The sequence below is a fragment of the Pseudomonas sp. GM78 genome (genome assembly GCF_000282475.1).
GTDB lineage: Bacteria > Pseudomonadota > Gammaproteobacteria > Pseudomonadales > Pseudomonadaceae > Aquipseudomonas.
This window is the reverse complement of sequence record NZ_AKJF01000232.1, coordinates 1-9,088: the sequence shown is the minus strand read 5'-3', so window position 1 is coordinate 9,088 and position 9,088 is coordinate 1. Positions and strand designations below refer to the sequence as shown.

Genomic DNA, 9,088 nt, shown 5'->3' with positions numbered 1-9,088 from the left:
AGGGGCAAGAGCCCTTGGTTACTTGGGGCTTTTCCAAGTGACTCGCCGTAAGGGCGAAACCATAAGTGGCCGTTACCGCAGGAAGGGATATGTACACAGTCAACAAAGTCCAGGTCGGCTGTCAGGCCGCCTTCGCTGGCAAGCCAGCTCCCACAATTGATCGGGTACAGCCACGGAAGATTGGTCGGCTGTCAGGCCGCCATCGCCGGCAAGCCGGGCTCCTACAAGGGTTCCATTCGCCGTGAGGATGTAACGGCCGTTATAGCAGCGACAGGGTGTAGTTGATGATGAAGCGATTCTGGTCAACGTTGCGCCCGGCATCAGTGTTCGACTTACCATTGCGCACGCTGAACGCAAGCCCCCTGAGCGAACCCGACTGAATCACATAGTCCAGCGTCATGTCACGCTCCCACTCGGACTGGTCCGCAGCGTTTTGCACCTTGATGTCGGTGCCCTTGAGATACGCCACTGACGCTTTCAGCCCCGGGATTCCCAGGGGCGCGAAGTCATAGGAGTACTGACCGAAAGCGGTTTGCTCCCCGGCGCGGGCAAAGCTCTGGATCATGCGGTCGGTCGGCAGGTAGACGCTGCCGCCGCCCGCGCCTTTGTCCACCAGACTGCCCTGGTTGGGCTGGACGAAATTGCTGCCATCGCCCACTTGCTGGTAGCCGAGCGCCACGGCATGGCCACCGTTTGTATAGGTGATCATCGCGGCCCAGGTGTCGTTGTCGATTTCACCGTTGTTGTCCTCGGTGTAACCCGACACGCGATAGCCTTGCGCGCGGCCTGCGGCGGAGCTGTTGGCGCCGCTGGAGGTGGTGCGGAAATAACGCAGGTCAGTGGTGATGGCGCTGGCACTGTCGATGGGCAGGATGTGGGTCAGGCCAATGAAGTTCTGGTTGTAGAAATCCTCCAGTTGCGCGAAGTAGTACTGCGCCTTCAGCGCCTGGGTCACCTGGTAGTCGCCCCCGGCGAAATAGAACTTGTTGCTGTCCTGGGTGCCACCGGCAACCGACAGGCCGGTGCGGTCGGTCGAGGCACGTCCGACCGCGTGCTCCAGCACCCCACCGGTCAGGGTCAGGCCATCGATGTCTTTGGACGTGACTTGGCCGCCGGTGAAGGACTGCGGCAACACACGGGCATCGTTGGACAGCAGGATCGGCAACTTTGGCAGCAGCGTGCCGTAGCGCAATTCGGTCTTGGCGACGCGCATCTTCGCTGTGGGGCCGAAGCTGCTCCAGGCGTCGGCCGCACCGTCGCCCTTCGAGGGAATCATGCCGCTGCCGACGTGGCGCCCGGCGCCGCTGTCCAGGGTGATCCCTTGCAACGCCTGGGCATCGAGCCCGAACCCCAGGGTGCCCTGGGTGAACCCCGATTCATAACGCAGCACGAAACCCTGGGCGGCCTCTTCGGTTTTGGAAGGGTCGGCGCTGCCGTCGCGGTTATCGCTGTTGAAGTACAGGGTACGCATGGAAAGGCTGGCCTTGCTGTCTTCCAGAAAGCCGCGTGCGCCAGGCTCTGCGGCCTGTGCGCCGATCGATCCACTGAACAACAGGATGGCGGCGGGTATTGCTCGTTTGAACATGCGGTACTCCTCAAGAGGGTCACGTCGAAATATTTGTGAAACTCTTAGAACATTTCGAGGCACGAACTTCAAACGAGATGAAAGTAATTTCCGTAGAGGGATAAGAGTTGTCGCAATGAGGTACGCAACCTCGTGGTTTTTGCAAAACGCGCGGGGGGATTTTCATCGAAATCGGGAGGGCCATACCTCGGTGAAAGGTATGGCGACGGAACCTTGTAGGAGCCAGCGGTGCGGCGATCCGACTTGCCGGCGAAGAGGCCCGAGAGGTCTAGGCAATATTCGAGGGCGCCTTCGCCGGCGAGCCTGGCTCCTACAATGTTTTTTATGTGTTGAACGTCTCGGCTTAGGCCAGCGCCTGTTCCCGGATCAGCTTCTTGTTGATCTTGCCAACGCTGGTCTTGGGGATCTCGGCGACGAACTTGAACTGCTTGGGGATCGCCCATTTATTGATCCGGCCGAGCTCGACAAACCCTTGCAGGTGCGCCTCCAGGATCTTGCGGTCCAGGTACTGCCCCGGCTCGGCCACCACCAGGGCCATGGGCCGTTCGCCCCATTGTTCGTCGGCAATGCCCACCACCGCGACCGACAGCACCGCCTCGTGTTCGCTGATCAGGCTTTCCAGCTCCAGGGAGCTGATCCACTCGCCGCCGGTCTTGATCACGTCCTTGATGCGATCCTTGATTTCCACGCCGCCCAACGGGTCGATGGACGCCATGTCGCCGGTGTGCAGCCAGCCGTCCTGCCACAGCTCGGCGCCTTTTTGCGGCTCTTTCAAATAGCCTTGGGTCAGCCAGGGTGCGCGCACCACGATCTCGCCCAGGGATTCGCCGTCATGCACCACGTCATTGCCACTGGCATCGATGATTTTCAGGTCGACCATCGGCACCGGGGTGCCGGTCTTGATGCGCGTCGGCAGTTGGGCCTGGAGGGGTAGCTTGCGGTCTTCATCGCGCAGGTAAGTCAGGCACAGCAGCGGGCAGGTTTCCGACATGCCGTAGCCGGCGTGCACCACCATGCCCTTGGCAGTGGCTTCGCTGGCAAGGCCCAATGGGAACGCGCTGCCGCCCAGGAGCATTTTCCAGCCGTCGAAACGGGCGGACTTGCCTTGCTCACAGGTGAGGAGCATTTGCAGGATGGTTGGCACGCAGTGGGAAAAGGTCACCTTCTCCTCCTGGTACAGGCGGACCAGACTGTTGGGTTCGTAGCGGCCGGGGTACACCTGCTTGATGCCCATAAGGGTAGCGACGTAGGGCACGCCCCAGGCATGCACATGGAACATCGGCGTGATCGGCATGTAGACGTCGTCGGAACGCAGCAATGGTGTTCCCTGATAAACGCCCAATGTGCCCACGGCATTCAAGGTGTGCAGGACCAGTTGGCGATGGGTGAAATACACGCCCTTGGGGTCGCCGGTGGTACCGGTGGTGTAGAACAGCGTCGCCACCGAATTCTCGTCGAAATCGGGAAAGTCGTACTGGTCCGGGCACTGGGACAGCAACTGCTCGTACTCGCCCTGCACCGGCAATGAAGTGGCGGTTGCCTGGTCATCGGTGAGCTGCACAAAGCCTTTGACCGTGGTCAACCGCCCCTGGATCTGCTCGACCAGCGGCAGGAAATCATCATGCACCAGCACCAGGTCGTCCTCGGCGTGGTTCATGGTGAACAGCACCTGCTCCGGCGACAGGCGAATGTTCACCGTGTGCAGCACCGCGCCGATCATCGGCACGGCGAAGAAGCATTCCAGGTAGCGATGGCTGTCCCAGTCGAGCAAGGCCACGGTGTCCCCGGCCTTGACCCCGGCCGCAGTCAGCGCATTGGCCAGGCGGCGGATGCGCTGGTTGAGGGTCTGGTAGCTGTAGCGCAGTTTGTCGGCGTAGACGATTTCCCGGCCCGGTTCGTAACGCACCCCGGACAGCAGCAATTGCTTGATCAGCAAGGGATAGGCATAGGCGCCTTCGGCGGGTGGAATTATTTTTGTCGCCATCATGATTAAGATTCCTTGTCCTTTAGAACTGGTCGGCTTGCAGCTCGTAGAGGCAGTCGCTGCCGGCTTTGACCGACGCGCTCAACGAGTGGATACGCGGCAGCAACCGGGCGAAGTAGAAACGCGCGGTGGCCAGTTTGCTGGTGTAGAAATCGTCCTCGGCATCGCCGCTGACGACGGCCTCGGCCATGCGCGCCCACATGTAGGCGTAGGCGGTGTAGCCGAACACATGCAGGTACTCGACCGAGGCTGCGCCGATTTCATTCGGGTTGTTCTGGGCCCGGTCCAGCAACCACGCCGTCAGCTCGTCGAGAGTGTCCACCGCGGCGCTCAGCGGTTGGGTGAACTCGCCAAGCTCAGTGCGGGCGTTGGCAATGAAGTTGCGGATTTCCGAAGCGAACAGGCGGTAGAGCGCCCCGCCGCTGCCGACGATCTTGCGCCCGGCCAGGTCCAGGGACTGGATGCCGTTGGTGCCTTCGTAGATCTGCGTGATGCGCACATCGCGCACCAGTTGCTCCTGGCCCCACTCGCGAATGTAGCCATGGCCGCCGAACACCATCTGCCCGTGCAGGGTGGTTTCCAGGCCCATGTCGGTGAGGAACGCCTTGGCCACAGGGGTCAGCAAGGCCACCAGCTCCTGGGCGCGGGAACGCTCGGTCGGGTCTTCGCTGAACTTGGCGATGTCCAATTGCAGGGCCACGTAGCTGGAGAACGCACGGCCGCCTTCGTTCAGGGCTTTCATGGTCAACAGCATGCGGCGCACGTCGGGGTGGACGATGATCGGGTCGGCCGACTTGTCCTTGCACTGCGCGCCGGTTGGCGCACGGCTTTGCAGGCGGTCACGGGCGTACGCCAGGGCGTTCTGGTAGGAACGTTCGCCCTGCGCCAGGCCTTGGATACCCACGCCCAGGCGCTCGTAGTTCATCATGGTAAACATCGCCGCCAGGCCTTTATTCGGTGCGTCGACGATCCAGCCCGTCGCGCCGTCGAAGTTCATCACGCAGGTGGCCGACGCCTTGATGCCCATCTTGTGTTCGATCGAACCGCAGGACAGCGAGTTACGCTCGCCCAGGGAACCGTCGGCATTGACCAGCACCTTGGGCACCAGGAACAGTGAGATGCCTTTGGGCCCCGCTGGGGCATCCGGCAGTCGCGCCAGTACCAGGTGAATGATGTTCTCGGTCAGGTCGTGGTCGCCGCCGGTGATGAAGATCTTGCTGCCGCTGACCTTGTAGCTGCCATCCGCCTGGGGCTCGGCCTTGGTGCGGATCAGCCCCAGGTCGGTGCCGGCATGGGCCTCGGTCAGGCACATCGAACCGGTCCAGGTGCCGGCGTACATGTTCGGCAGGTAACGCTCCTTGAGTTCTTCACTGGCGTGCGCCTTGATCGACAGGCAGGCGCCGGCGGTCAGCATCGGGTACAGACCGAACGACAGGCTGGCCGCGTTGACCATCTCTTCGACCTGCGCCGAAATCGCCTTGGGCATGCCCATGCCGCCGTACTGCGGATCACCGCCGACACCGACCCACCCGCCGTCGGCGAAGGCTTGATAGGCCTCGGCAAAACCGTTTGGCGCGGTGACCGAACCCTCGCTCCAGGTACAGCCCTGCTCGTCGGTGGCGCGGTTCAAGGGTGCGATGACTTCGCCACTGATCTTGCCGGCTTCTTCGAGGATGGCGGCGGCGGTTTCTTCATCGATCACGTCGCACAGGCCGGGCAACCGGGCCCAGAGCCGGGACACTTGAAAGACCTCGTTGAGTACGAAGCGCATGTCGCGCAGGGGAGCTTTGTAATCAGACATCTTGACTTACTCGGAAGTGGTCACGGCATGGGGCATGCCGTGACGTTCAGTGGATTCAGTGATTTCGCTTGCCGCGACAGTGCCGGGCTGCGGTGCCCGTTCACGCAGCAGGAAGTACGACAGGGCGGGAATCAGGATCAGCGCACCGAGCATGTTCCACAGGAACATGAAGGTCAGCAGGATGCCCATGTCGGCCTGGAACTTGATCGGCGACCAGACCCAGCACACCACGCCAGCGGCGAGGGTGATACCGACCAGCCCGACCACCCGGCCGGTGAACGACACGGCGTTGCGGTAGGCCTGGGACAGCGGCAAGCCCTGGCGCTGGAAGTGCAATTGCACGCTGAGCAGATACAAGGCGTAGTCGACGCCAATCCCCACGCCCAGGGCGATCACCGGCAGGGTCGCGACTTTCACGCCGATGCCCATGGCTACCATCAGCGCTTCGCACAGGATCGAGGTCAGCACCAACGGCAGCAGCGCCACCAGCGTGGCGCGCCAGCTGCGGAAAGTGATCAGGCAGAACAGCGTCACCGCCAGGTAGACGTACAGCAGCATGGTGCGGTTGGCCTCGCGCACCACGATGTTGGTCGCAGCCTCGATACCGGCGCTGCCGGCGGCCAGCAGGAACTGACGATCCTGGGTGCTGTTTTCCTTGGCGAACTTGTCGGCAATCGCCACCACGGCGTCCAGGGTCTCGGCCTTGTGATCCTTGAGGAAAGCAATCACCGGCATCAGCGAGCAGTTGTTGTTGAACAACTCCGGCGAGTTGACCGAGGCTTGCTGCGCGGCATAGTTCAGCACGTCCTGGTTGCGCTGGATGCTGTTGAGCTTGGGGTTGCCTTCATAGGTGCCGGCGGTGATCTGGCGTACCGCGTTGACCAGCGAGGACGTCGCCTGCACACCCGGATACTGCTGCAGTTCCCAGGCCAGGCGATCGGCAAGGACCAGCGTCTTGTAGTTCAGGCAGCCTTCCGGCGCGGTCTTGATCATCACCGCGAACAGGTCGCTGGACAGCGCGTAGTGGCTGGTGATGTAGGCATTGTCGCGGTTGTAGCGCGAGTCGGCGCGCAACTCCGGCGCCCCGCTTTCAAGGTCGCCGATCTTCAGTTGCAGGCTGACCATGAAGCCGCCGATGCCCATCAGCACCGCGACCAGCACGGCGCCCGTGGCCCAGCGGCGCGTGGTGAAGCGATCGAGCAGATCCCACAGTTTACCGAAGCCTTTGTGGTGCTCGGCACGGGTGTCGATTTTCAGTGCACGCTCGGCCGCCTTGGCACCAACGCCGATGTAGGACAGCGCCACCGGCATCAGCAACAGCGAGGTGAAGATCAGCACCGCGACACCGATGCTGGCGGTGATCGCCAGGTCCTGGATCACCGGGATGTCGATCAGCATCAGTACGGCAAAGCCCACCGCGTCAGCCAGCAATGCGGTGACCCCGGCGATGAACAGACGGCGGAAGGTGTAGCGCGCGGCAATCAGCTTGTGGGTGCCACGGGCGATGTCCTGCATGATGCCGTTCATCTTCTGCGCCGCGTGGGACACGCCGATGGCGAAGATCAGGAACGGTACCAGCACCGAGTACGGATCGATGGCGTAGCCCAGCCAGGCGACGATGCCCAGTTGCCAGACCACCGCGATCAGCGAGCAGCCGACCACCAACAGGGTGCTGCGCACGCAACGGGTGTAGGCGTAGATGATGACCAGCGAGGTGACCACGGCCAGGCCGAAGAACATCATCACCTGGATCAGGCCGTCGATCAGGTCGCCCATCAGCTTGGCGAAACCGATCACCCGCACCTTGTACGGGCCCTTGCCCTCTTCCCCGGATTTACGCGCGGCGCTGTCGCCGGCGAATTCGATCTTGTCGCGCAACTGTTCTTCGAGCATCTGCGAAAAGGCGTGGTAGTTGATGCGCTGGCCACCCGCGGCGGACTTGTCCAGCAGCGGCACGATCAGCATGCTCGACTTGTAGTCGCTGGCCACCAGGCTGCCGACGATACCCGCACGGCCGATGTTCTGGCGCAGCTGTTCGATTTGCTCGGGTTTGCCCTCATAGGTGTCGGGCATCACCGGGCCACCCTGGAAGCCTTGCTCGGTGACCTCAGTCCAGCGCACCGCCGGGCTCCACAGCGACTTCATCCACGCACGGTCGACGCCTTCGGTGAGGAACAGCTGGTCGTTGACCTGCTTGAGCACGTCCAGGTATTGAGGGTCGAAAATATCGCCCTGGGTGTTCTCCACCACCACCCGCACCGAGTTACCCAGGCCGCGCAACGACTGGCGGTTCTCCAGGAAATTCTGGATGTACGGCTGGCTCTGCGGAATCATCTTCTCGAAGCTGGGGCGCAGTTCCAGGCGGGTCACGGCCATGAAGCCCAGGACCACGGTGGCCAGGGCCATCAGCAGCATGAACAGCGGCCGATAGTTGAACACCAGGCGTTCGAGCAGGTTGCCGGAACGGCGGTCGAAATCGCGCAGCTCACGGATCACCGGCATGGCGTCTTGTTTGATATTGCCCATGTCTGGGTTCTCGCTATTAAAGTTCGAGGGCTGGATCGGCGGCTAGCACCTGGGCGCCACGGCTGCCCGCTACCACCAACGCGCCGTCGGCGGCCTGGGTGGCACCGGCGACCGGGGTGCGTGCCGGTTGCTGCACCAGATGCAATTGCGCGCCAGTGCCCTGGCTGACCAGCATCTGCCCGCCCTGGGTGAACAGGCGGTAATTGCCCCGGGCATCGACGAGGCCGGCGGTGATGCTGACGTGCAGGCCACTGTCCAGCGCGGTCCAGTTCTGGCCGCCGTCGGTACTGCGCAACACGTTGCCGCGCAAGCCGTAGACGAGCACTTCGCCAGGCTTGCCGAGCACGCCGAAGAAACTGCCCTGATAGGGTGTCGGCACGGCGGCGAAGCGTTGGGTTTGGTCATCCCATTTGAGCAACAGGCCTTGCTCGCCGGCGATGTACAGACCGTCGCCGGTGGAGGCGATGGCGTTGAGGTGCAAGCCTTGCGGGTTGTCGGTGCGATCCTGGAACGGTGTCCAGCTCAGGCCGCCATCGTCAGTGCGCAGGATCAGGTTGAACACGCCGACCACATAGCCGACTTTGTCATTGGCGAACCAGACGTCGAGCAGCGGTTTGTCGGCGCCCTGCTCGGCCAGGCGCTGGCCTTCGGCGACCAGCAGCGGCCATTGCTCGTTGCCCGGTTCGGCACTGGCCAGCGCCGTGTAATGCTTGACCAGCAAGGTCCCGATCTGGCGACCGTCAAGTTGCTTGTTCCAGGTCACGCCAGCGTCGCTTGTGTGCAGCACCACGCCGTCATTGCCGACCGCCCAGCCTTGACTGGCGTTGGGAAAACTCACGGCGGTGAGGTCGGCACTGACCGGCACGGCAGCCTGTTGCCAGTGCTTGCCGGCGTCATCGGAAAACAGGATGTGGCCGCGCTGGCCAACGGCGATCACGCGCTCACCGGCGCGGGCCATGCCGGACAAAGGGCTGTTGCTGGCCAACGCACTGACCCTGGCCGGCAGGTCCAGCACATCGACGTAATCGGCCGCGTGGGTGACGCCCTGTAACAGGCTGAGCGCCAGGCCAAACGCCACGTGCTTGAAATTCTTGTATGAACACATACCGCATCCTCTTCGGAAAACCGCGCCGGGACACACAGCCGTGTGCCCGACGTTCAAATCTTGCGCCGTGCAGGTCATGTGGGAGCG

The 9,088-nt window shown here is 62.7% G+C and carries 5 protein-coding genes; all 5 read right to left on the bottom strand.

The annotated features are described in order from the left end of the window. Positions 1-259 precede the first annotated feature (259 nt). A complete protein-coding gene (locus PMI35_RS00030; protein ID WP_008066773.1) occupies positions 260-1,585 on the bottom strand; it encodes an OprD family porin in 1,326 nt (441 codons plus the stop codon). Between the two features lie 343 nt (positions 1,586-1,928). After that, positions 1,929-3,572, bottom strand: a complete 1,644-nt coding sequence (locus tag PMI35_RS00035; RefSeq protein ID WP_008066770.1) for a fatty acid--CoA ligase — start codon at positions 3,570-3,572, stop codon at positions 1,929-1,931. Between the two features lie 19 nt (positions 3,573-3,591). Continuing rightward, on the bottom strand, positions 3,592-5,370 hold the full coding sequence (locus PMI35_RS00040) for an acyl-CoA dehydrogenase C-terminal domain-containing protein (RefSeq protein ID WP_008066768.1): 1,779 nt from the start codon (positions 5,368-5,370) through the stop codon (positions 3,592-3,594). 6 nt (positions 5,371-5,376) lie between these two features. Next, positions 5,377-7,896: an efflux RND transporter permease subunit gene (locus PMI35_RS00045; protein ID WP_008066766.1), complete on the bottom strand. Its 2,520-nt coding sequence runs from the start codon at positions 7,894-7,896 to the stop codon at positions 5,377-5,379. Between the two features lie 16 nt (positions 7,897-7,912). After that, positions 7,913-9,001, bottom strand: coding sequence for a WD40/YVTN/BNR-like repeat-containing protein (locus PMI35_RS00050; RefSeq protein ID WP_008066763.1), 1,089 nt, complete (start codon positions 8,999-9,001; stop codon positions 7,913-7,915). Between the last annotated feature and the right edge of the window lie 87 nt (positions 9,002-9,088).